We start from the raw sequence: 24,127 nt of genomic DNA on the forward strand, positions 1-24,127 counted from the left end.
AGCACACCGTCCGCGATCAGAAGAAGGCGGAAAAAGAGGGGGTGGCTGAGTCGTCAGGCGTGCCGCGTCAGCGGCAGCGGGGCATCGCAAGGGGCAGTGCAGGACCGTGGCTGATGCGAATTGTTCTCTTTTAGGCCGGAAGCGTCAATCCGGCGGGGTGCCGACCAACGGTCGGCACCTACCTGCATGAACCACGTTCAGTGCAGGCGCGCTGATCCTCAGGCGCGTGCGGCGCGTTTCAACGCCCGTCGCTCCCTGCGGCGGGCCCGCCGGGCCACCCAGCGCTCGCGCAGGCACGAGAAGATCACATACAGCGCCGGGGTGCTGAGCAGGGTCAGGCTCTGCGAGAACAGCAGGCCGCCGATCATCGCGATACCCAAGGGGCGGCGCAGCTCGGAGCCTTCGCCCAGGCCGATGGCCAGCGGCACCGCGGCCAGGATCGCCACCATGCTGGTCATCATGATCGGGCGGAAGCGCACGATGCTGGCCTCACGTGCGGCCTCCAGCGGCGTCTTGCCGTGCTCGCGCTGCGCCACCACGGCGAAGTCGATCATCATGATCGCGTTCTTCTTGACGATGCCGATCAGCAGTACCAGCGCGATCATCGAGATCACCGACAGCTCGGTGTTGGTGCCGTACAGCGCCAGCAGCGCGCCCACGCCTGCCGCCGGCAGCGTGGAGAGGATGGTGACCGGGTGGATCAGGCTTTCGTACAGCATGCCCAGCACCAGGTAGACGGTGATGATCGCCGCCATCACCAGGATGAGCATTGCCATCGGGTCCGAATCGAAGCCGAAGCCTGCGTCCTCGGCCAGGCGGATGTCACCGGGCATGCGCATGCCGTTGACCGTGCTGTTGATGATGGCCTTGGCCTCGCCCATGCTGGTGCCGGGGGCGAGGTTGTAGCTCAGCTCCATCGTGGTGTATTGGTTTTCGTGGGTGATCTGCGACGGTGCCAGGCCCGGCACCTGCTCGGCCACCGCCGTGATCGGCACCATTTCGCCATTGCCGGCCCGCACGTAGATCTGGTCCAGCGCTCCGGGTGTTGCAGTCTGTTCGGGCAGGGCGTTGACCACCACGCTGTACTGGTTGATGTCCGAGTAGATCGTGGAGATCTGGCGCTGGCCGAAGGCGCCGTACAGCGCGCCGTCGATGGCACCGACCGAGACGCCCAGGCGCGCGGCCTTGGCGCGGTCGATCACGATGTTCTGGCGCAGGCCGGCGGCGTCCACGTCGGTACCGACGTCGGCCAGCTTCGGGTTCTTCTTCAGCGCGGCCTGGAGTTTCGGCAGCCACTCCTGCAGCTGGGCCAGATCGTTGCCCTGCAGCGACACGCGGTACTGCGCACCCTGGCTGGCACCGCCGCCATCGTTGCTGGGCAGATCCTGGATGGCGCGCAGGCGAAGCTGCAGATCGGGGTAGCGGTCGGCCTTGGCACTCAGGCGCGCCAGTGCCTGTGCCGTGGTTTCGCGGCGGCCATCCTTGCGGGACTTGAGTTCCACATTGAACTGCGCGCTGGAGCCCTGGCGGCCACTGCCCAGGCGTACACCCACGGTCTTCACCGCCGGGTCGGCCATCAGCATGTCGGTGATGCGGCGCTGGCGGTTGACCATGTCCTCGAAGGAGACCGTGGCGCTGGAATTCGCGCGGCCCCAGATCAGCCCGGTGTCCTGGGCCGGGAAGGCGCCCTTCTTGACTGCACCGAACAGGAAGATGGTCGCGCCGATCAGCAGCAGCGGGGTCAGCGACAGCAGCAGTGCGTGGCGCAGCGAGAAGTCGAGCAGCTTCACGTAGATCCGCAACATGCGGTCGTGGCCGGCATCGAGCAGGCGGCCGAAGCGGCTCGGTTCGCCCGCATCGGCATGCGCGCTCAGGAAGCGGCTGCACAGCGCCGGGGTCAGCGTCAGCGAGATGATCATCGAGACCACGATGGCCGCCACCAGGGTGACGGTGAACTCGCGGAAGAACGCGCCCATCATGCCTTCGGCGAACAGCAGTGGAATGAACACCGCCACCAGCGAGGCGGTGATCGAGACGATGGTGAAGCCGATCTCGCGCGCGCCCGTGAGCGCGGCCTGCATGCGCGGCATGCCCTCGTCGAGGTGGCGCATGATGTTTTCGATCACCACGATCGCATCGTCGACCACGAAGCCGATCGCGATCACCAGCGCCAGCAGGCTCAGGTTGTTCAGGGTGAAGCCCAACACATACATCACCAGTGCCGCGCCGGCCAGCGACAACGGCACGGTCACCGCGGCGATCAGGGTCGGGGCCAGCCGGCGCAGGAACAGCGCCATGGTCAGCACCACCATCGCCAGCGCGATCAGCAGGGTGATCTGCACCTCGTGCAGCGAGGAGCGGATGGTCGGGGTGCGGTCGAAATACGGGGTGAGCGTGGTGCCCGGTTCCAAGTAGTCGCGCAGGGTCGGGATCTGCGCCTTCACCCGGTCCACGGTCTCTACGATGTTGGCGCCGGCGCGGGTGAACACATACATCACCACCGCCGGCTTGTGGTTGAACCACGCGGCCTGGTAGGCGTCCTGCTGCCCGTCGTAGACGTTGGCGATGTCCTGCAGGCGGATCACGCGGCCATTGTCGGCGGTCTTGATCACCAGCTGGGCGAAGTCCGCCGCGCGCGCCACCGAGTCGTTGGCGATGATCGCGGTGGTGGTGTTGCCATCGGTGAGGAAGCCGGTCGGCGAGGTCACGTTGGCCGCACGCACCGCGTTGCGCAGATCATCGGCAGTCAGGCCGAGGGCGTTCATCAGGCGCAGGTTGACGTCCACGCGCACGGCCGGCGTGGAAGCACCGGCGATATCCACCGAGGACACGCCGGTGATCTGGCGGATGCGCTGGGCGAGCAACGAGTCGGCCACGTTGTAGAGATCATCGGCCGACTGCGTTTCCGAGGTCAGGGCGATCGCGATGACCGGGTCATCGTTCGGGTTCGCCTTCTGGAACATCGGCGTGCCCAGCCCGGCGGGCAGGTCGGACTGAGCCGAGTTGATCGCGGTCTGCACATCCAGCGCGGCCGAATCGATGTCGCGGTCGCTTTGGAAGATCATGAAGACCAGTGAGCTGCCTTCCGAGCTGGACGAGCGCATGCGGTCGATGCCCGGCAACTGGCCAAGGTGACGCTCCAGCGGCGCGGTCACCGTGGAGGCCATCGTCGTGGCATCCGCGCCGGCTTGGTTGGCGTGCACGAAGATCACCGGGATCTGGATGTTCGGCAGCGCCGAAACACCCAGCTGCAGGTAGCAGATCACGCCGACCACGAACAGGCCGATGGCCAGCAGGGCGGTGCCGATCGGGCGGCGGATGAACGGACCGGAGATGTTCATCGAACGCCTCCGCAACGGCCTACGGTGCTCATCATCACGCCTGCGGCTCCTGCGCCGGCGCGTGCCCATGGCGCAGCGCGCGCTGTTCGCGGCGCTGGCGCAGGCGCTCGGAGAAGCGCTCCATGTACAGATAGATCACTGGCGTCGTGTACAGGGTGACCAGCTGCGAGAGCAGCAGGCCGCCGACGATGGCGATGCCGAGCGGGCGGCGCAGTTCCGAGCCGATGCCGGTGCCCAGCGCCAGCGGCAATGCACCGAGCATCGCGGCAGCGGTGGTCATCATGATCGGGCGGAAGCGCAGCAGGCACGCGCGACGGATCGCTTCATGCGCGTTGGCACCGGTGCGGCGGGCCTCGATCGCGAAGTCCACCATCATGATGCCGTTCTTCTTGACGATGCCGATCAGCAGCACGATGCCGACGATGCCATCCACCGACAACGGCAGGCCGCACACCATCAGCGCCAGCAGCGCGCCCACGCCGGCCGGGGGCAGGGTGGAGATGATGGTGAAGGGGTGGATGTAGCTCTCATACAGCACGCCCAGCACGATGTAGATCAGCACCAGCGAGGCCAGCAGCAGCCACACCACATCGGTCTGGCTGCCGGTGAACTCGGCGGCCTTGCCGATGAACTGCGCATGCACCTGCGAGGGCATGTCCAGGCCGGCCTTGGTGTCTTCGATCGCCTTGACCGCATCGGACAGGGAATAGCCCGGCGCGATGTTGAACGACACCGTGACCGCCGGCAGCTGCTGCTGGTGGCTGACCACCAGCGGGGTGCTGGTGACCTTGCTTTCGGCCAGGGCGGCCAACGGGATGATGTTGCCGGCGCCGACCGGAATGCCGGTGTTCTGCGCGCCGATGCCGGTGGCAGTGGAAGAGTTGGACGAGGTGACCTGGCCGAAGTTGGTGGCGTTGCTGCCGGTCAGCGCACCGGCGCCATTGGAGGCCACCGCCAGCTGGTTCATCAGCGCGGTGCTGGTGCGGAACTCCGGTGCCACTTCCAGCACCACGCGGTACTGGTTGAGCTCGGTGAAGATGGTGGAGATCTGGCGCTGGCCGAAGGCGTCGTACAGGGTGTCGTCGATGGTCTGCATCGGCACGCCGAGCACGCTGGCCTTGTCGCGGTCGATGGTCAGCTCCAGCGCGCGGCCCTGGTTGGACAGGTTGTTGTCCACGTCGGCCAGCTCCGGGCGCTGGCGCAGCGCCTCGGTCAGGCGGGTGGCCTGCAGCGCGACCTGGGCGCTGTCCACGTCCGACAGCGAGTACTGGTACTCGGTCGCGGCCACGCGGGTATCCAGGGTGACGTCCTGCACCGGCTTGAGGTACAGCGCCACGCCGGGGATGCCGGCCACGGCTTTCTGCAGGCGCGGCAGGATCTCATCCAGCCCATCGCGGTCGCCACGCTCCTTGAGCACGATCGACAGCTGGCCCTGGTTGAGCGTGGGGTTCATGGTGCCCGCGCCGATGAAGGCCGACACGCCGGTCACCGCCGGGTCGCTGCGCAGGGCTTCGGCCACGGCCTTGGTGCGCTGCTCCATCTGCGGGAAGGCGATGTTCTGGTCGGCCTGGACCACGCCGGTGATCAGCCCGGTGTCCTGTTCGGGCAGCAGGCCCTTGGGAATGACCAGGTACAGCACCACGGTCAGCACCAGCGCACCGGCAGCGACGGCCAGGGTCAGCGGCTGGTGCTCGAGCACCCAGTCCAGACTGCGCTCGTACAGGCCCACGGTGCGCGACCACACGGTGGTCTTGCCGGCAGCGGCCGCGCGTTCGTGCGCATCCTCGCCTTCGGGCAGCGCATCGGGCTTGAGCAGGTAGGCGCACATCATCGGGGTGAGCGTCAGCGAGATCAGCATCGACAGCGTCACCGCGATGCTCAGCACCCAGGCGAATTCATGGAACAAGCGGCCGGTGACGCCGGGCATCAGCAGCAGCGGCAGGAACACCGCCACCAGCGAAATCGTCAGCGAGAGCACGGTGAAGCCGATCTGCTGCGCGCCGATCTCGGCCGCTTCGGGTCCGCTCTTTCCTTGTTCGATGTAACGCACGATGTTCTCGATCATCACGATCGCATCGTCGACCACGAAGCCGGTAGCCACCACCAGCGCCATCAGCGAAAGGTTGTCCAGCGACATCCCGGCAAACGCCATCACACCGAAGGTGCCGGCCAGCGACAGCGGCACTGCCACCGAGGGAATGATGGTCGCCCACAGGCGGCGCAGGAACACGAAGATCACCGCGACCACCAGGCCGATGGTCAGGATCAGAGTGAACTGCACTTCATGCACCGAGGCACGGATGGTCTCGGTACGGTCGTTGAAGATCTCCAGGTGCACGTCGGCCGGCAGCACGTTCTGCAGCTGCGGCAGCAACGCGCGGATGCGCTCGACGGTCTGCACGATGTTCGCGCCCGGCTGGCGGCGCACTTCCAGCAGCACGGCCGGCTTGCCATCGGCCCACGCGGCCAGCTGGTCGTTTTCCACGCCGTCGACCACGTTGGCCACGTCCGACAGGCGCACCGGGCGGACGTTCTTGTAGCTGATGATGGTGTCGCGATACTCGGCGGCGCTGGTCAGCTGGTCGTTGGTGCCGATCGAGTAGGACTGGGTCTTGCCGTTGAGCGAGCCCTTGGGCGCGTTGACGTTGGCCTGGGTGAGCGCGCTGCGCAGCTCTTCCAGGGTCAAACCCATGTTGGACAGCTGTGCCGGGTTGACCTGGATGCGTACGGCCGGGCGCACGTTGCCGGCGATGGAGACCAGGCCCACGCCCTGCACCTGCGACAGGCGCTGGGCGAGGATGGAGTCGGCGTAATTGTTGACGTCGCGCAGCGGGCGCGTGTCGGAGGTGAGCTTGAGGGTGATGATGGCCGCGTCGGCCGGATTCACCCGGTTGTAGACCGGCTGGTAGGGCAGCGAGGAGGGCAGGGTGGCCTGGCGGATCGCGGCCTGCACATCCTGCGCGGCGATGTCGATATCGCGGTCCATCGAGAACTGCAGGATGATCGTGGACAACCCTGCCGACGAATCGGAGGTCATGATCTCCAGCCCGGAAATCTGCCCGAACTGGCGCTCCAGCGGCGTGGTCACCAGCGACGCCATGGTGACCGCGTTGGCACCGGGATACTGCGTGGTCACCACCAGGCTGGGCGCATCGATCTCGGGCAGCGCCGACACCGGCAGCTGCCGGTAGCCGAGGATGCCGAGCAGCAGCAGGCCCGCCATCAGCAGCGAGGTGGCGATCGGGCGGCGGATGAAAATCGTCGAAAAGCCCACGGGCGGGTCCTTGCTGGTGCGTCGTGCTGCGTTGGATCAGGCGAACGCCGGCACGTAAGCCGGCGTCAGGAACGTAGGGCGGGCGCGATCAGCGCGGACCGCCGCCGCGGCGTCCACCGCCACCCTGCTGCTGGGCGGCCTTGAGCTCGGCTTCGGTCGGTGCGGCCGGGGTTTCGCCCGGCTTGAGCGCGGTGACCTTGGCGCCCGGCTTCAGACGGAACTGGCCCTCGCTCACCACGCGCTCGCCACCCTTCAGGCCCTCGGTGATCTGCACCTGGCTGTCGCCGACCTCCACGCCGCTCTTGACCGTCTGCATGGCCACGGTGCTATCCGGGGTGACGATGTAGACGTACTCACCGTCCGGCCCGCGCATCACGGCCTGGGTCGGGATCACCACGCCGCCGGCGATGGTGCGCAGCTGCATGCGGACGTTGACGAACTGGCCCGGCCACAGCGAATTGTCGGCGTTGTCGAACAGGGCACGCGCGCGGAAGGTGCCGCTGTCGCTGCTGATCTGGTTGTCCACCACGTCCAGCTTTCCACCGTCGGTAAGGACGTGCGCGTCGTTGCGGTCCAGGGCGGCGATGTCCACCGCGCCGGCGGCCTGGGCCTCGCGCACGGCCGGCAGCTGGCGCTCGGGCAGGTTGAACACGACATGGATCGGATGGATCTGGGTCAGCGTCACCAGCGCGGTGCCGGCGCTGACGATGTTGCCGGCGTCAACCGCACGGATACCGGCGATGCCGGAGATCGGGGCAGTGACGCGGGTGTACTGCAGCTGCACCTGGGCGGCGCGCATGCTGGCCTCGTTGGCGGCCACGGCGCTTTCGAACTGGGCCACCTGATTGCGCTGGGTGTCCAGATCGGTCTTGGCCACGTACTGGCGGTACTCGGCCGAATTGGAGCGCTGGTAGTTGGAGCGGGCGGTGGCGAGCTGGGCCTGGTTCTGGCGCTTGGCCGCCGCGGCCTCGTCGTAGCTGGCCTGCAGGGTACGCGGATCGATCTGCGCGAGCAGGTCACCCTTCTTCACTTCCTGGCCTTCCTTGAAGTTCAGGCTGATCAGCTGTCCGCCGACCTGCGGGCTCACGGTGACGGTGTTCATCGCCGCCACCGTGCCCAGCGCGCTGGCGTAGACCGGCACGTCCTGGCGGACCGCCTCGATCACCGTGACCGGCACCGGGCCTGCGTTGGCCGGGTCAGCGCCCTGGCGCCCTTCGGCTGCAGGGCCTGCCGCGTCACCCTTCTTGCCACCCATCAGACGCATACCCACAACGGCAATCACCAGCACTGCGACCACCAGCAGCACGATCTTCCAGAAACGCGACATTCAATAACTCCCGAGGGCTGGCGGAGGGCGGGGGCCCGGTTGGCTAGGCGCAAAGCATACTCGTCGCCCGTGGCCTTTCATGCATGACGGATGGGACGGGCGATCAGACCGGATGTGACGGATGAGGTTCCATCCATGAACGTTCGCCGGGGCAGAAAGTTACAGCGCGACCGGCGCCGATGCCCTACATTCAGGTTCGACCGCCGTTCTGACCCGTGGAGACCTTCAATGCCCCGTCTGTCGCTGTTGATGTCCGCCCTGCTGCTGGCCGCCCCCGGCCTGGCCGCCGCCGCCCCCGCCGAACGCCCGGAAGTGGCCGCCGCTGCGACCCGCCTCAAGGCCCAGGTGATCGACTGGCGCCGTGACTTCCACCAGCACCCGGAGCTGTCCAACCGCGAAGAACGCACCTCGGCCAAGGTGGCCGAGCGCCTGCGCGCGATGGGCCTGAAGCCGCAGACCGGCATCGCCCACCACGGCGTGGTGGCCATCATCAAGGGCGGCAAGCCCGGCCCGCGGATCGCCCTGCGTGCGGACATGGATGCGCTGCCGGTGACCGAACAGACCGGCCTGCCGTTCGCCTCCAAGGCCACCAGCACCTACCGCGGCGAGACGGTCGGGGTGATGCACGCCTGCGGCCACGACGCCCACACCGCCACCCTGCTGGGCGTGGCCGATGCGCTGGTGAAGATGCGCGCGAACCTGCCCGGCGAAGTCATGCTGATCTTCCAGCCCGCCGAAGAGGGTGCGCCGCCGCCGGAAGAGGGCGGTGCGGCGCTGATGCTCAAGGAAGGGCTGTTCAAGGACTTCAAGCCCGAAGCCGTGTTCGGCCTGCATGTGTTCTCAAGCGTGCCGGCCGGCCAGATCGCGGTGCGTGGCGGCCCGCTGATGGCCGCCTCGGACCGGTTCGGGATCAAGGTGATCGGTCGCCAGACCCACGGCTCGGCGCCGTGGAACGGGGTGGACCCGATCGTGGCCACCGCCGACCTGGTCGGCACCGCGCAGACCATCGTCAGCCGCCGCGCCAACCTGTCCAAGCAGCCGGCGGTGGTGACCTTCGGCGCGATCAAGGGCGGCATCCGCTACAACATCATTCCCGATGAAGTGGAGATGGTCGGCACCATCCGCACCTTCGACGAAGGCATGCGCCAGCAGATCTTCGCCGACCTGCGCAACGTGGCCGAGCACACCGCGGCCGCGCACGGGGCCAAGGCGGAAACCGAGATCTACGAGTCCGAGGGCAACCCGGCCACGGTCAACGATCCTGCACTGACCGCTCGTATGCTGCCGAGCCTTCAGGCCGTGGTGGGCGAGGGCAACGTCTACGAGCCGCCGCTGCAGATGGGCGCCGAGGACTTCTCGCTGTACGCCCAGCAGGTACCGGGGATGTTCTTCTTCGTGGGCTCCACCAGCGAGGGGATCGATCCGGCCACGGCGCCGGCCAACCACTCGCCGAAGTTCCTGCTCGATGAGAAGGCGCTGGATGTGGGCCTGCGCGCGCTGCTGCAGGTGAGCCTGGATTATCTCAATGGGACGGCGGCTGCGGCGCCTGGCGCAGGCTGACGTCAGACGACGGCTGGTAGACGGTAGGTCCCAGCCGCTGGCCGGGGCTCTTCGTTTTCGCCGGCGGACGCCGCGCGCCTACCGGCGTAAAATGGCGGCATGAATACCCCCCAGGACTCCAGCCTCGGTCGCGAGGTGGCTTACCCGTCGCAGTACGATCCCGGCCTGCTCTTCCCCATCCCGCGCCGTGGCGCCCGCGAGGAGATCGGCCTGGACGAGGCGGCGCTGCCGTTCGTCGGCCATGACCGCTGGCAGGCCTATGAGCTGAGCTGGCTGGACGGTCGCGGCAAACCGCGCGTGGCCGTGGCCACGGTCAGCGTGCCGTGCACCTCGCCGAACCTGATCGAATCCAAGTCGTTCAAGCTGTATCTCAACTCGCTCAACAGCACGCGCTTCGATGATGACGCGGCCGCACGCCTGTGCATCACCCGCGATCTGTCGGCGTGTGCCGGCGCGGTGGTGACCGTGGTGCTCGGGGTGCCGCCGCTGGTGGAAGAGGCCGAAGGGGAATCGCTGGACGAGCGCGAGGTGACCATTGAGCGCTACGGCCCGCCGGCCCCGGAGTTCCTGTTTGCCGATGCCGATGAGGTGGTCACCGAAACGTTGAGTTCGGCCCTGCTCAAGTCCAACTGCCCGGTCACCGGCCAGCCGGACTGGGCCAGCGTCAGCGTGCGTTACCGCGGCCCGAAGATCGACCGCGACGGCCTGCTGAAATACCTGATCAGCTACCGCGAACACGCCGAGTTCCACGAGCAGTGCGTCGAACGGATCTTCAGCGAGATCACCCAGCGCTGCCAGCCGCAGTGGCTGGAAGTGGAAGCGCGCTACACCCGCCGCGGTGGGCTGGACATCAACCCGTGGCGGGCCAGCCCGGGCATCGCCGCCCCGGCGCGCACCGTCCGCGACCTGCGCCAGTAGGCGTTCCGCACGTCTTCACATCCACGCCATGCCCCATTAACAAGGGCTGTGACACCGTGCCTCCCATGTCGTCAATCAAGACGGGAGTGTATGGATGAGTACCGATAAGAAAGTCGACTTTTCCGGTGTCAGCGCCAGCGTTGATACCACCGCGCAGAAAGTCGATCAGGTCGATTTCTCGGGCGTGACCGCCTCGGTGGATACCACCGCGGAGAAGGTCGGAGGCACCTACACGGTGCAGAAGGGCGATTCGCTCTCGAAGATCGCCAAGCAGGAACTGGGCGATGCCAATGCGTGGAAGCGCATCTTCGAGGCCAACCGCGACGTGCTGGACGACCCGGACAAGATCCAGCCGGGCCAGACCCTGAAACTGCCGCCCAAAGCCTGATCCGCTGCACTGCCCACCATCACACAGGGAGCAACCTCCATGAAGAAGTCGTCCATCAGTACTGCCGTTCTCGCCGCGCTTCTGGCCACCGTGGCCCTGGCCGGCTGCAAGAAGAAAGAAGACACCGCTGACAACAATGCGCAGCCGGCGGCGACCACACCGGCCGCACCGGCGCCGATGACCGAAGCCGCCCCGCAGCCGATGACCGCCGCGGCCGGGGTGAACGTCTCCAACGTGACTGTCGGCAAGACCGCTGCGGCCGACAAGACGGTTACTTCGGCTGCGTTGTTCGCGCCGAAGGACGACATCATCGTCTCGATCCGCACCGACGGCAGCGCCAACAATGCCAACGTGGCGGCGAAGCTGACCTTCCAGAACGGTCAGGTCGCCGGTGAGCAGAACCAGGTGGTCAATACCACCGGTGCCGAGACCACGAACATCTCCTTCAAGAATGCCAATGGCTGGCCGGCGGGCAAGTACCGCGCGGAAGTCACGGTAGATGGTAAGGCGGCTGGATCGCCGCAGGAGTTTGAGGTCAAGTAAGCCTAGACGCCGACTCTCTCCCGGCAACAGGCTCACGATGGACGCAGCCGCGAGGCTGCGTCTTTTTTATTTCACCATGACTCCAGCACCGAAATTCGCTGGACTGCGCTCAGACCCTATACAGCAGGTTTATCAATAGGTTACGCGGGTTCAACATATGCCGGTGCTTTCTGAAACCTGACCCGGCTTCCGTCCGCTTGGCCCCCATGTGGCTCTTGGAAACGGGTCTTTCCGAGGAGTCATCATGGCTAAGATCAAGCTCACCAAGTCCGCAGTCGATGCGGCACAACCTCAGGCGCAAGCCGTCGAACTCAGGGATACCCTGGTGCCCGGCTTCTTGTGCAAGATTACACCAGCGGGCCGCAAGGTGTTTATGCTCCAGTACCGGACGAACGCCGGGGAGCGCCGCAAACCCGCCTTGGGCCTGTACGGGGAACTGACCGTGGAACAGGCCCGCTCGCTGGCGCAGGAATGGCTGGCCCAGGTGCGCCGGGGCGGCGACCCGGCCGCCGACAAGGCAGCGGCCCGATCCGCTCCTACAGTCGCGGAGTTGTGCAAGAAGTTCATGGAGGATCACTCCAAGCAGCGCAACAAGCCCAGCACGCAAGTCGGCTACCAGAAGTGCATCGACAACAACATCATCCCGATGCTGGGCCGCATGAAGGTGCAGGACGTGAAGCGCCCGGACGTGGCGACGATGATGAAGAAGATGGCCCACAAGCCCGCCGACGCAAACCGCACGTTCAGCGTGATGCGCAAGATGTTCAATCTGGCCGAAGTGTGGGGCTACCGGCCCGACGGCACCAACCCGTGCCGTCACGTCCCGATGTATCCCAACGGCAAGGCCACACACCTCATCAGCGACGAAGAAATGGGCAAGCTGTTCCGGTATCTCGACTATCTGGAAAACGACGGGCTGGGTCTGGATCATGCCGTCCTGCCGCTGGCTATCCGGTTGCAATTCGAGTTCGCCGGTCGGCGCTCCGAGATTGTCACGCTCCAATGGGATTGGGTCGATCTGGAGAACCGGCGTGTGGTCTGGCCCGACAGCAAGACCGGCGGCATGTCCAAGCCATTGAGTGAGGAAGCCTATCGGCTGCTGTCCACCGCGCCCCGCCAAGACGGATGCCCGTATGTGTTCCCGTCACCGAACCATCCGGGGCAACACATGACCACCGGCGAGTATTACAGCGGCTGGACACGCATCCTCAAGCGCGCCGACGTGTCCCATGTGGGCACGCACGGCATCCGCCACCGCTCGGCGACCGACATTGCCAACTCGGGCATCCCGGTCAAGGTCGGCATGGTGCTGACGGCGCACAAGACCGTGGCGATGTTTATGCGCTACGTCCACACCGAGGACAAACCGGTGCGGGAAGCGGCCGAACTGGTGGCGAACCGGCGTAAAACTATCACTGGCACCAAGCAGCATCTTCCGGCTGCGGAGGCGACAGCATGACCAAGCGTAAGGCATCCATCGCGTCACCCATAGCGCCGACGACGCTGCTGGGCGACATACGGGCACTGATCGAGGCATCGAGGCAGCGCGTCGCCTCGACGGTCAATGCCGAGCTGACCCTGTTGTTCTGGCAGATCGGCCAGAGCATCCATACGGAGGTGCTGGCCGGGCAGCGGGCCGGGTACGGCGAAGAAATCCTGCCGACCCTGGCCGAGCAGCTTACCCTCGACTATGGGCGCGGCTTTGGGGAAAAGAATTTGCGCCGGATGGTCAAGTTCGCCGCCACGTTTCCCGAGGAACCAATTGTCGCGACACTGTCGCGACAATTGAGCTGGTCGCATTTCGTCCTGCTGCTGGCGCTCAAGGAGCGTGCGGACGCTGCGCGAGCGCATCGACTCGATGCTGTATGAGCGCACGGCGCTGTCCCAAAAGCCGGAAGAAACCATCGCGCAGGAGCTGGCGACCCTGCGTGATGCGCAGCTCATGACCCCGGCGCTGGTCATGCGCGACCCGTACATCCTTGACTTCCTGTGGCTGCGGGATAGCTGGCAGGAAAGCGACCTGGAGGCGGCCATCATCCGCGAAATGGAAGCTTTCCTGCTGGAGCTGGGTGCGGGGTTCTGCTTCGTTGCCCGGCAGAAGCGCATCCAGATCGACGACGAGGATTTCCACCTTGATCTGCTGTTCTACAACCGCAAGCTTCGCCGACTGGTGGCGGTGGAGTTAAAAATTGGCGAGTTCAAAGCCGCCTACAAGGGGCAGATGGAGCTTTACCTGCGTTGGCTGGACAAGCACGAGCGGGAAGCAGAAGAGGCTTCTCCATTGGGGATCATCCTTTGCACTGGCAAGAAGCGCGAACAGATCGAGTTGCTGGAACTGGACAAGTCAGGCATCCACGTTGCCGAGTACCTGACCAGCTTGCCGCCGCGTGCGGTGCTGGGCGAGAAGTTACAGCAGGCGACGGAGCGAGCGCGGTTGCAGATCGAGCAGAGGCAGTCCGACGAGAAATCCTGAAAACAGCATTCATACGTCCAAGCGTGCCGCTATTGAACCTACGCGTGTCAGCATCTCAGAATCGGGCCGGAGGATGAAGCCTTTGAGTCATGACTTGACTGCGGGCAGCTTGACGCGACGCTTTCGCTGCCAGATCAATACCCCCGTTACCGATAGCAGGGTTAGAACAAGACCGATGAGCACCACTGTAACCCGCCAAGGCCATCCGCCCACATTGGCAACGTGCAGGGCATAAAGCCAGTGCGTGATGGTCGTGCCGGTGTCTTGGCCAGTCGGCAATCTGAAATCCAATGCTTGGCCGGTGGCAGCATCCATGTACAGGTCACTGGCACCGCGACGATCCAGAATATCGCGACTGGTATGGGTGCGATACAGCCACAACCCTTGCTCGGGGAGAAGCCGGAGCATGACTTCGCGCTGCACAGTGAGTCCTTGATCTGCAGAGGCTTGATCCATCGCCGAACGCGCACGATGCAATGCCTGTGGCCAGGACAATGAAGGGGATGTTTCTGGCTGTGTGGCGACCGCCTTTGACTGCACGTATCCGGTCAGTACCCGCATCACTGGCTCATACACCGATGGCAGATTGAAGGACACGCCGGACCAGGCAAACACCAGAAGCACCGCCCAGCACCAGAGACTGAATGCCCGGTGCAGGTCGAACAGCCGCCGTGTACCAGATGCCGGATGCTTGATCTTCCACGCGGGCGCCCAGCGCGACCAAAAGCGCTTTGTTGGCCGGCGACTACCTGCATGCTGCGTCGGCATGGGTAAGGTCAGCACCAGGCCAATGAAGCAATCCAGCGTCCAGCCTAATGCCACCAGGCCCAGCAATAGCATGCCGGGATGCCCGAGGGCCAACTCATAGTGCAAACGGTAAATGTACGGGATGAGATTGATCGTACCTTGCCGGATGTCACCCCAGGTACGCCGCCCCAGTTCGGCACCGGTCCAAGGGTCGAGCAGAATGCTGTCGAACTCTGGATCACTGCTGGCATTCGTTCCTGCGCGGGGCTGGGTGCGAATTTCGGCCTGCCGCCCGTCATGGCGCCAGGTGGCTTCCACCACCAGCACCTCGGGAGCCAGTGCCTGCGCATGCTCGGCCAGCACAGCCAGATCCAGCCGTGGCTGGCCCAGTCGTTCGGCTGCCACAAGCTGAGGTGCCATCCACGCGTCCAATTCTTCGTAAAAGGCCAGAACGCCGCCGGTCAGGCCGACGACGAGAAGAAATGCCGCGCCAGCCAGACCGAACCAGCGATGCAGACGCAAGCAGCCTGCCCGCAGTCGCCGAAGCATGTCAGAAGCGGAACTGGGCTGACAGGAAGACCTCTCGTCCACGGCCCACCATCAGCCCTCCTTGATACAAGGCGCTGGCGTAGTAGTACTTGTTGGTGAGGTTCTTGCCATGCAAACGGAAGGTCGTTGGTGTGCCGCCAACCTTGGTGTCATAGCTGATGCCTGCATCCCACAGGGTGTAGCCTGGAATGAAGCCGCTGTTCTGCGCATCGACAGGGCGACTCCCGGTGTAGCTGAGCATGGTGTCCAACGACAGGCCGGGTACTTGGGCAAAGGCGTAGCGCGCACCGAGACCACCTTTCCAGCGAGGTACACCTTCGCTGCGCTTACCCAGGACGGTTTGATCGACCACGCCGCGCAGTTCGGTGTCCAGGTACGCCAGATTGCCGAACACGGTCAGTTGGTTATTGACCTTGGCATTGCCCGTGAACTCGACGCCTCGATGGCGGTATTGGCCGCCGCTGACAAAGTAGTTGTCCAGATTCACGTAGTTCGCATCGCGGTCGATGTTGAATGCGGCAACCCCCAGGTTCAACCAGTCGTTGATATCCGCTTTCAGACCAATTTCCACCTGTTCCGACTCGATGGCGTCCGATGGCTGATTGGCGTTCTCGGCGTAGAAGGGAGCGTACTCGCCGTGCTCGAATCCGCGCGTATAGCTGACGTACGTCATGATGCGATCCGTCGGGCGATAGATCAATGCACCGGTCGGAACAAAAACATTCTTGTCCTGCGCCACCGCATCAGCCGAAAGGTCTCGCGCCCTGTATTGGATGTAGCGGCCGCCAAGCAATACCTGGAAATGGTCGTTGAAAGTGATCAGGTCACTGGCAAAGACGGAGTTCTCCTTGATCCTGCTGGTGAACGCCGTTCCCAGTTCCTCGCCGAAATCCCAGCGAGATGGTTGTACGGGATTGAGGATGTTTCCAACCGAAGTCTGTGCGACCGTAACGCAATCCGCACTTTCCACGAAATCCCAGTAAGGGCTTTTGTCCTTAAAATATTTATGAGCTGCACCTACGAATAGATCATGAGATAGCGGGCCAGTGGAAAATCGGCCGGACAAATAGCTTTGTACGGATGCGACGGTGAACACCTCCCCGCGCGACACGTAGTAGTCTGCATAGCCAATATCGCCATTGGGCTGGATATCGAATAAATCATTGAACCCTCCGTTTCGTTTGGAACGGGAGTGGTTTGCTTGCGCAATAAAAGTCCACCTGTCATTGATCGCATGTTCCAGTTTCGCGTCCACGTTGACGCCTTCGGTCTTGTGGCGAAACCATGAAGGGGTCAATGCATCACGCCGATTTACCTTGGGAGGCAACACGTAGCTGGACGGATCCAAGGGGTCGGCGCGTCCGCTTTGGTCGGCACGCAGCAGAGGGTCGGCCAATGCCGTCTTGCTGGAGTAGTCCGCATTGACTTGTAAGAGCGTGCGATCACCCAATTTCCAGTCCGTTGCCAGGCCGACGAATTTTCGCTCCATGTCATAGGCATGGTTGAAGTTGCCTGTTTTTTCGTACCCCGCATTCAGCCGGTACCCCACGGTGCCATCCATGGCCGAATTGCTGGCATCCACCGCTATGTAGCGGTTTTGCAGCGAAGAGCCCTGTACTGTCAGATTCAAGAACGGCTCACGCGTGGGTCGCTTGCTCAGGTAATTGACGGTACCGCCAGGTGAATTGAACCCATAGAGAAATCCCGATGGTCCCTTCAGTACATCGACGCGCTCAAACAGTTCCAACGGCATGTCGTTGTACGGCGCGAGGGACAGGCCATCGCGCCGCAAGGTATTGAAATTGTCCATCGTGAATCCGCGGATTCGGAAATTGTCGAAGCCTCCTCCATAGGAAGCGCCCGTGACGGAGGGGTCTCTTTCAAGAACGTCCTGAACGGTACGGGCCGAGGTCTCGGCGATGGCCTTTGCCGAGTAGCTTTGGATGGAGAGGGGAACCTCCATGGTGTCCTTGGCACCGAATGCGCCGGCATTGACTTCCAGTGCTTTGTTCAGCGGTGGTGCTGTGACAGTCACCGCATCCAATTCGGCGATGGGTTCTTGACTGGCGGTTGTTTGTGCGAACGATGCGGTACTAAAAGCGACGGCAGTCGCGCTGGCCAGAATGATCCTGGCAGGCAAGTGTTGTGATGACATGTGTGGCATTCCTGATTTGATGAACGATCACGGAGAAGTCGTCTCCTCCGGTTGGTCGCCTGTAAACGCTGGCCCGATCTCGCATGGATGGACTGCCTTGGCAATATGCGCGACAGCAGAGCACTCGCCTGATGGGCGAGAAAACGAGATGGGATGAATAGACTCCCTTGAGTCGGGAAAGATCAGGAATGCGAGGGTGGACCGCGCGGTTGCGCCGAAAGCCACACATGTGAGGTATGGCGAGTGTTAAGGAATGGACGGGGATATGACGTCCCTGATGGTTGCTGAAGTACCCAATCGGGTAGCGATGGCGGCAACGCCCATGATGCGCCATGGCCCAGGCAGCACAAGGGGCAGTGATGCGTGTTGTGATCTGGCGTGCCTGGCTCGGAATCTTCTGTCGCAGCAACAAAGACCTTCGCCAAGCCGCCGCCATGGCAAAGCTCATGCCACTCACCGCGAGCAGAAACATGCTGGGTATAGGAAAACGCGGACGCGACAGGATTAACCAGGATAGCGAATAGCGCGATCCAGACGGCAATCAAGTTGAATTTGCGACTACGTGCTTGTCCCATCAGCACATGGCAACCAAAATGCCAATCTCAGTGGCGCGTTCAAACCGCTGACCACCACCCGTAACGGGCACCCGGGGCAACCATGGGAGACACGCATTGCGTCTCCCATGGCTGTCCATCGGTACGGCAAGCCTGCCATGCCGACAATTAGAACTTGAAGTTCGCAGACAGGAACACTTCACGGCCGCGACCGACTTCCAGGCCTCCGCTGTAATACACGCCAGCGTAGTAATACTTGTCGGTCAGGTTCTTGGCATGTAAGCGGAAGGTGGTCGGCGTACTGCCCAGTTTGGTCTCATAACTGACACCCGCATCCCACAGGGTATAGCTGGGGATGAAACCACTGTTTTGCGCATCGACAGGACGGCTGCCGACGTAGCTGAGCGTGGTATCGACCGACAGGCCGGGGATGTCGGCGAACGCATAACGCGCACCTACTGCACCCTTCCAGCGCGGCACGCCTTCACTGCGCTTGCCGAGCGTGGTGGTGTCGGTCACATCCTGCAGTTCGGTATCGAGGTAGGCGACGTTGCCCAGCAACGTCAATCCTCGCGTGACACGAGCGGTAGCGTTGAACTCAATCCCGCGATGGTGGAAGCGGCCATTGCTGACATAGTCGTTGGCCGTGTTGAGGTAGCTGGCATCGCGCTTGATATCGAACAATGCCACGCCTAAATTGAGGTTCTGGTTGATGTCTGCTTTCAGGCCGATTTCGTATTGCTCGGACTCGATGGCGTTGGTCGGCTGGTTCGCATTGTTGGCGTTGTAGGGGGCGTAGTCTCCCTTCTCGAAGCCGCGCGAATAGCTGAAGTACGTCATCACGCTATCGGTCGGGCGGTAGATCAGCGCACCCGTCGGCACAAAGACATTCTTGTCCTGAGGCTCGGCAGTGGCTGACAGGTTGCGTGCCTTGTACCAGATGTAGCGCCCGCCCAGCAGTACCTGGAACTGCTCGTTGATCGTGATCAGGTCACTGGCGAAGACCGAGCTTTCCTTGATGCTGGATTTGAAGTCGATCTCTTGTTCCGGGCCGAAGTCCCAGCGCGGCGGTTGCACCGGATTACGGATATTGCCCACCGAAATGTCACCGACGCTGATGCCATTGGCGCTTTCAACGAAATCCCAATACGGGCTCTTGTCGCGGAACTGGCGATACGAAGCGCCTACGAACAGATCGTGGAACAGACTGCCGGTAGTGAACTTGCCTGACAGATAGGATTGCAGCGACCAGGTGGTGAAGACCTCTCCGCGCGACTGATACAGGTCAGCGTAGCCAATGTCGCCATTGGGCTGGATGTCGAACAGATCGACGTAACCGCCATGGCGCTTGACTTGCGACCAGTTCGCTTGCGTGACCGAAGTCCAGTTATCGCTCAGGGTGTAGTCGAACTTGGCTTCCAGGTTGTAAGCCTCGGTCTTGTGGCGATACCACGACGGTGAAAGCGCATCGCGGCGGTCAAATTCAGGCGGCAGCACATAACTGGCCGGATTCAGTGGATCTGCGCGGCCACTCTGGTAGGCGCGCAACAGCGGATCGGACATGGCGCTTTTCCAGTTCCAGTCCGCATTCAATTGCAGCAGTGCGCGGTCATTGAAACGGAAGTCAGTCGCCAAACCAACGAACTTGCGCTCCAGATCACCAAAGTGGTTGAAGTTGCCGACTTTCTCGTAACCCGCATTCAAGCGGTAGCCTACAGCACCATCTGCCAAAGCGTTGCTGGTATCGACAGCGATATACTTTCCCTGCAAGGACGAGCCTTGCAACGTCAGGTTGGTGAAGGGATCGCGCGTGGGACGCTTGGGGATGTAGTTGATCGTGCCGCCGGGCGAATTGAAACCGTACAGGAAGCCGGACGGCCCCTTGAGCACATCCACTCGTTCGATCAGTTCCATGGGCACATCGTAGTGCGGTGCCAACGCCATACCATCGCGGCGGATGGTGTTGAAGTTGTCCATCGCAAAACCGCGCAGGCGGAAATTGTCGAAACCACCGCCGTAAGACGAACTGAGCACGGATGGGTCGATTGCCAGCACGTCGCGGACGGTGCGCGCCGACGTGTCCGCAATGGACTTGGCGCCGTAGCTCTGGATGGCCAACGGCACTTCCATCGTGTCCTTGGCGCCGAAGGCACCCGCATTGACCTCGAAGGCCTTGTTCAGCAGTGGTGCTGTGACCGTGACGGCATCCAGTTCGGTAGTGCTGTCCTGGGTGGTGTCCTGCGCGTAGGCAGAGGTGCCAAGAATGCCTGAGATGAGGCCCGCGAGCAGCGTCTTGCGCCAAACGGGGGCCACGAATGCGTGAGCCTGCATGTCAACCTTTTCTTCTGATGGGATGGGCGGAAGCACCCCCTGGAGGCGCTGGCGTACCGCTGAGATAAGCGAAAAAGGCTAGGCGCGACGCACAGAAGTGGTGCATTACAATTTGTGATGATATAACATTCTCATTATCAATTGCAACAAAGTTGCAATAGCGGTGGCGAACTGTGGCGGGCTGGTAAGCGTGTCGTGCCTTTCGTCGTTTGAAGCGGTGCGCCACATGACATCCAAATTTGATAGAAAGGCTCTGCGCTTGAGTACCGAAGAAAAAGCAGTACCCGTTGCCGTCGCTGACAGCAACGACTATGTCTTGGATGCCAGTGCTGTTGTTGCCAGCTACGGCAACAAGACCATTGTCCAGCAACTGGATTTGCATATCCGCCCCGGCGAGATTTATGCCTTGCTCGGTGCCAACGGCGCGGGCAAGACCACGACACTGAGCCTGTTCCTGGGCTTTATTGCTCCGCGTGCCGGTCAGGTTCGCGTGCAAGGGGTCGATCCCATTGCACAGCCTGCCCAGGCACGCCGCCATCTGGCCTACATCCCCGAGAACGTCGCTCTCTACGAGCACCTGAGTGCGCGGGAAAATGTTGCCTACCTGCTTGATCTGGCGGGCCAGAACGCGGGACGTGACGTGATCGACCAGGCACTGTCGGCAGCGGGGCTGGCCCCGGATGCCTTCGATCGCCGTGTCGGTGGGTTCTCCAAGGGCATGCGCCAGAAGGTCGCCATTGCGCTGGCGCTGGCGCGCAAGGTGCCTGCGTTGCTGCTGGATGAGCCGACGTCCGGTCTGGACCCGCAGGCCACCACCGAATTTAACCGCTTGCTGGGCCTCTTGCGTGAGCAAGGCGTTGCCATCCTGATGGTGACGCACGATCTGCTCAGTGCTGCTGATGTGGCTGACCGCATCGGGTTCCTCGATGCTGGCCGACTGGTGGAGGAAGTGGCTGCCACCGGGGATGATCGCTTTGATGTACGTACCCTCCATCGCCGCTATGCCGGACAGGTGGAGCATGCCGTATGACGGTTGCGTTGCGTATCGCCCGCGAAGAATGGCGATCCCTGTTTCGTGACCGTGTTGCTCTCATAGGTTTGTCGCTGTTTACCGTGCTGATGTTGGTGGCGGCCTTCAATGCCTGGGAACACCAGCGCAATGCCAATGCCGAGCGTGCACGCTACCAGGCGCAAGCCAATCATGATTTCGAGGCCCAGCCCGACCGGCACCCGCATCGGGTGGCGCACTATGGACACTTCCTGTTCAGGCCGCTCAATTCTCTAGCGGCGTTTGATCCCGGCATTGACGCCTACACGGGCAACACCCTCTTTCTGGAGGCGCATCGTCAGAACAGTGCCAACTTTGGTGATGTGCGGCAGTCCTCTTTGCTGTTGCGCTTTGGCCAGTTGACCCCGGCCTTCGTCTTGCAGATGTTGGTACCGTTGTTGCTGGTCTTTGTCGGCCATGCGGGGGTGGCGCGCGAACGCGAGTCCGGCACCCTTCGGATACTGCTGGCACAAGGCGTTGGCAGTCGGCAGCTCGTGTTGGGCAAAGGGCTGGCATTGTCTGGCTTTGCAGGCCTGGTGCTGCTGCCCGTAGTGCTGGCTCTGATGTGGCTTGCCTTCAGCGGTCAGACTGGCTGGCTGCCGACCTTGCTATTGTCGGCTGGTTACACCGCATGGGTTCTGCTCTGGGTACTGATGGTCGTGCTGGTATCTAGTCTATTTTCCCGAAGCCGAGATGCACTGCTCGCATTGCTGGCGGTCTGGGCGGTGATGGTGATTCTGTTGCCACGCTGGGTACCGGATGTGGCGAATACGGCCATCGCACTGCCAACCCGCTTCGAAAACGAGATCCACGTCGAACGTGAGTATCTAGCCTTGGGTGATGCGCACAATCCCGATGATCCGAAGTTTGCCGCGTTCCGCTACAAGGTGCTCCAGAAGTACGGCGTTACACGAATTGAAGACTTGCCGGTCAACTTCAAAGGACTGGTTGGCATGGAGGGAGAACGCAAATCCAGTGAACTGTTCAACCGCTACGCAGCGGCAACTCTTGACCGGCAGGTGCAGCAAAATCGTATGGTCGATGGCTTCGGCTGGCTCAGCCCCACGCTGGCATTGCGACGCTTGTCGATGACGGCATCCGGTACTGATCTGGACAGTTTCCGCCGTTTTCTGGAGCAAGGAGAGCAGTACCGCTATGACCTGATACAGCGCTTGAATCAGTTGCAGGCGGAAGAGCTGGCCTATGCCGATGACACCGATCCCGACAAGGAAAACCGCATCGGCCACACGCACTGGCAGTCTTTCCCGCCATTCCAGTTCTCGCCGAGGACGGCAATTCAGACCTTGCAGCGTGCCATGCCGGCAGGAGGCATCCTGCTGCTGTGGCTGAGTCTCTTGATTGCTGCCACTTGGCTGCACGCGGGCCGTTTCGGGAGGGCTGTGCGATGAGCTGGCTGATCCACGAATGGCGTTTGTTGCTGCGCTCGCGTCTGTCTATGGTGGCGCTGCTCTTGCTGTTGGGTTTGACAGGTGTGGCTGTGTGGTCGGGCCTGCATGAAATCGAGCGCCAGCAGCAAACCATTGCTCGGCTGGCACCATTGCACGAACAGGATGTGGCGGTCGTGGCGGCGCAGTATGCAGAAGGTGGGGATGCCGGAAGCCCGGCCTATTACACCTTCTACAACACTTGGGATGCCCCCTCCCATGCCGCGTTTCTGGCAATGGGATTACGTGATGCGGCACCCTACGTGTTGAGGGTGCGTGCCTTGGGCTTGCAAGCGCAGTTGTACGAAGGTGAAGTGTTCAACCCGGAACTGGCATTGCCGGGTCGATTCGATTTTGCCTTTGTGCTGATTTACCTGGTGCCCTTGTTTGTCATTGCTTTGCTGCACGATCTGGTGTCCGTAGAACGCCAGTCAGGCCGCTTGCGGCTGTTGCTGTCGCTGCCCGGTGGCGCGCATGTTTGGCGGCGGCGCGTAGTGCTGCGCTATGGCTTGCTGTTTGTCTGCCTGGCTGTGCCGGTAGTGCTTGGTGCTGCCGTAGCGGGAACGGCACTGGACAAGCTGGGCATGGTTCTTGTTGTGGCGGCCAGCTATCTGGCGTTCTGGGTTGGTTTGTCGCTGCTGATTGCCGCCCGTGGCTGGCGCTCGGTGGCCAACGCCACAGCGCTGATGGGCGCATGGGTACTGTTGACCTTGGTATTGCCGACGTTGGCCAACGTCGCGCTGGTGCGTGCCATTCCGGTTCATCAGGGTGTGGACCTGATGCTGGCGCAACGTCAGGCCGTGCATGGTGCATGGGAGATCCCGCGCGAAGAGACCATGCAGCAATTCTTCGTGAATCACCCGGAATGGAAGGACACGGCACCATTGCCGGCGGGGTTCCACTGGAAGTGGTACTTTGCTTTCCATCAGGTTGGCGATGAAAGCGTGGCCGCACAGGCGCAAGCCTACCGTGGCGGATTGCTATCACGGCAGGCATGGACGGATCGCATCGGTTGGCTGCTACCCGGTGTCGGTGCGCAGGCCGCACTTCACCAGATTGCCAGCACCGATCTGCCTGCGCAGTTGGTATATCAGGATCGGATTGCGGATTTCCATCGACAGATCCGTGAGTTCTACTATCCCTATCTGTTCAATGATCGACCGTTTGGCGCTGCGGATTTCCAGGCTCGCCCAGTATTCCAGCCGCAGCCACACGATGCGACGGCACCGAACGCGAATGCTCTGATCCTGCTGGTGCTGTGTTGGCTGATTGCAGGACTGGGGCTATTGGGAATTGGGCGATTCCGATTGCGCTGATACCACTGGAAAGAAGGATCACGACGGCACTTCGGTGCCGTCTTTCGTTTCATCTGGCTGTGTCGGTCAACTTCGGCGACGTTCTATTTACACCAAGACCACTTCGGCCCTTTCGGGCCTGCGCGTGCTGCGTACTTGCCAACGGCGGGCGTGTGACT

At 62.7% G+C, this 24,127-nt stretch carries 14 protein-coding genes and 1 pseudogene; 9 read left to right on the plus strand and 6 right to left on the minus strand.

Translation table 11 applies throughout. The features are described from left to right. Nucleotides 1–218: 218 nt before the first annotated feature. The 3 genes from ABE464_RS13580 to ABE464_RS13590 all read right to left on the minus strand — a co-directional run bounded on the left by ABE464_RS13580 (nt 219) and on the right by ABE464_RS13590 (nt 7,942). Nucleotides 219–3,341, minus strand: coding sequence for an efflux RND transporter permease subunit (locus tag ABE464_RS13580; RefSeq protein ID WP_346472391.1), 3,123 nt, complete (start codon nt 3,339–3,341; stop codon nt 219–221). Between the two features lie 34 nt (nt 3,342–3,375). Next, nucleotides 3,376–6,615, minus strand: a complete 3,240-nt coding sequence (locus tag ABE464_RS13585; protein WP_346472392.1) for an efflux RND transporter permease subunit — start codon at nt 6,613–6,615, stop codon at nt 3,376–3,378. Between the two features lie 88 nt (nt 6,616–6,703). Further along, complete coding sequence (locus ABE464_RS13590; RefSeq protein WP_346472393.1) at nt 6,704–7,942, minus strand: efflux RND transporter periplasmic adaptor subunit; 1,239 nt, start codon at nt 7,940–7,942, stop codon at nt 6,704–6,706. 228 nt (nt 7,943–8,170) lie between these two features. On the opposite strand from ABE464_RS13590, the gene ABE464_RS13595 reads away from it, so the two are divergent. The 6 genes and pseudogenes from ABE464_RS13595 (at nt 8,171) to ABE464_RS13620 (ending at nt 13,824) form a co-directional block, all read left to right on the plus strand. Further along, nucleotides 8,171–9,502 carry a M20 family metallopeptidase gene (locus ABE464_RS13595; protein WP_265308729.1) on the plus strand — a complete coding sequence of 444 codons (1,332 nt, stop codon included), beginning with the start codon at nt 8,171–8,173 and terminating at the stop codon, nt 9,500–9,502. 99 nt (nt 9,503–9,601) lie between these two features. Next, a complete protein-coding gene (queF, locus tag ABE464_RS13600; protein ID WP_346472394.1) occupies nt 9,602–10,420 on the plus strand; it encodes an NADPH-dependent 7-cyano-7-deazaguanine reductase QueF in 819 nt (272 codons plus the stop codon). Nucleotides 10,421–10,514: 94 nt separating this feature from the next. Continuing rightward, nucleotides 10,515–10,808 (plus strand): LysM peptidoglycan-binding domain-containing protein, encoded by a 294-nt coding sequence (locus ABE464_RS13605; protein ID WP_070426094.1) that lies wholly within the window; start codon nt 10,515–10,517, stop codon nt 10,806–10,808. A gap of 39 nt (nt 10,809–10,847) precedes the next feature. Further along, on the plus strand, nt 10,848–11,351 hold the full coding sequence (locus ABE464_RS13610; protein ID WP_346472395.1) for a hypothetical protein: 504 nt from the start codon (nt 10,848–10,850) through the stop codon (nt 11,349–11,351). A 244-nt stretch (nt 11,352–11,595) separates the two neighbouring features. Beyond that, entirely contained in the window at nt 11,596–12,810 is a 1,215-nt protein-coding gene (locus tag ABE464_RS13615) for a site-specific integrase (RefSeq protein WP_346472396.1), read from the plus strand. Next, a pseudogene (locus ABE464_RS13620) lies at nt 12,807–13,824 on the plus strand (PDDEXK nuclease domain-containing protein). The gene ABE464_RS13615 and the pseudogene ABE464_RS13620 overlap by 4 nt, the downstream one beginning before the upstream one ends. 87 nt (nt 13,825–13,911) lie before the next feature. Here ABE464_RS13620 and ABE464_RS13625 read toward each other — a convergent pair. The 3 genes from ABE464_RS13625 to ABE464_RS13635 form a co-directional block, all read right to left on the minus strand. Beyond that, nucleotides 13,912–15,093 (minus strand): PepSY-associated TM helix domain-containing protein, encoded by a 1,182-nt coding sequence (locus tag ABE464_RS13625; RefSeq protein ID WP_346472397.1) that lies wholly within the window; start codon nt 15,091–15,093, stop codon nt 13,912–13,914. Nucleotides 15,094–15,121: 28 nt separating this feature from the next. After that, nucleotides 15,122–17,275, minus strand: a complete 2,154-nt coding sequence (locus ABE464_RS13630) for a TonB-dependent siderophore receptor (RefSeq protein ID WP_346472398.1) — start codon at nt 17,273–17,275, stop codon at nt 15,122–15,124. Nucleotides 17,276–17,997: 722 nt separating this feature from the next. Beyond that, nucleotides 17,998–20,160 carry a TonB-dependent siderophore receptor gene (locus ABE464_RS13635; protein WP_346472399.1) on the minus strand — a complete coding sequence of 721 codons (2,163 nt, stop codon included), beginning with the start codon at nt 20,158–20,160 and terminating at the stop codon, nt 17,998–18,000. A 316-nt stretch (nt 20,161–20,476) separates the two neighbouring features. Between ABE464_RS13635 and ABE464_RS13640 the strand changes: the two genes are divergently transcribed. From ABE464_RS13640 to ABE464_RS13650, 3 genes are read left to right on the plus strand one after another with little or no spacing between them, the layout of a single operon-like run. Then, complete coding sequence (locus ABE464_RS13640) at nt 20,477–21,190, plus strand: ABC transporter ATP-binding protein (protein ID WP_346472427.1); 714 nt, start codon at nt 20,477–20,479, stop codon at nt 21,188–21,190. Beyond that, nucleotides 21,187–22,617, plus strand: a complete 1,431-nt coding sequence (locus ABE464_RS13645) for a DUF3526 domain-containing protein (protein ID WP_346472400.1) — start codon at nt 21,187–21,189, stop codon at nt 22,615–22,617. The genes ABE464_RS13640 and ABE464_RS13645 overlap by 4 nt, the downstream gene beginning before the upstream one ends. Beyond that, nucleotides 22,614–23,969: a DUF3526 domain-containing protein gene (locus ABE464_RS13650; protein WP_346472401.1), complete on the plus strand. Its 1,356-nt coding sequence runs from the start codon at nt 22,614–22,616 to the stop codon at nt 23,967–23,969. The genes ABE464_RS13645 and ABE464_RS13650 overlap by 4 nt, the downstream gene beginning before the upstream one ends. Nucleotides 23,970–24,127 lie beyond the last annotated feature (158 nt).

Origin of the sequence: Stenotrophomonas sp. TWI587 (genome assembly GCF_039674145.1) — a bacterium.
Classification (GTDB): domain Bacteria; phylum Pseudomonadota; class Gammaproteobacteria; order Xanthomonadales; family Xanthomonadaceae; genus Stenotrophomonas; species Stenotrophomonas maltophilia_AY.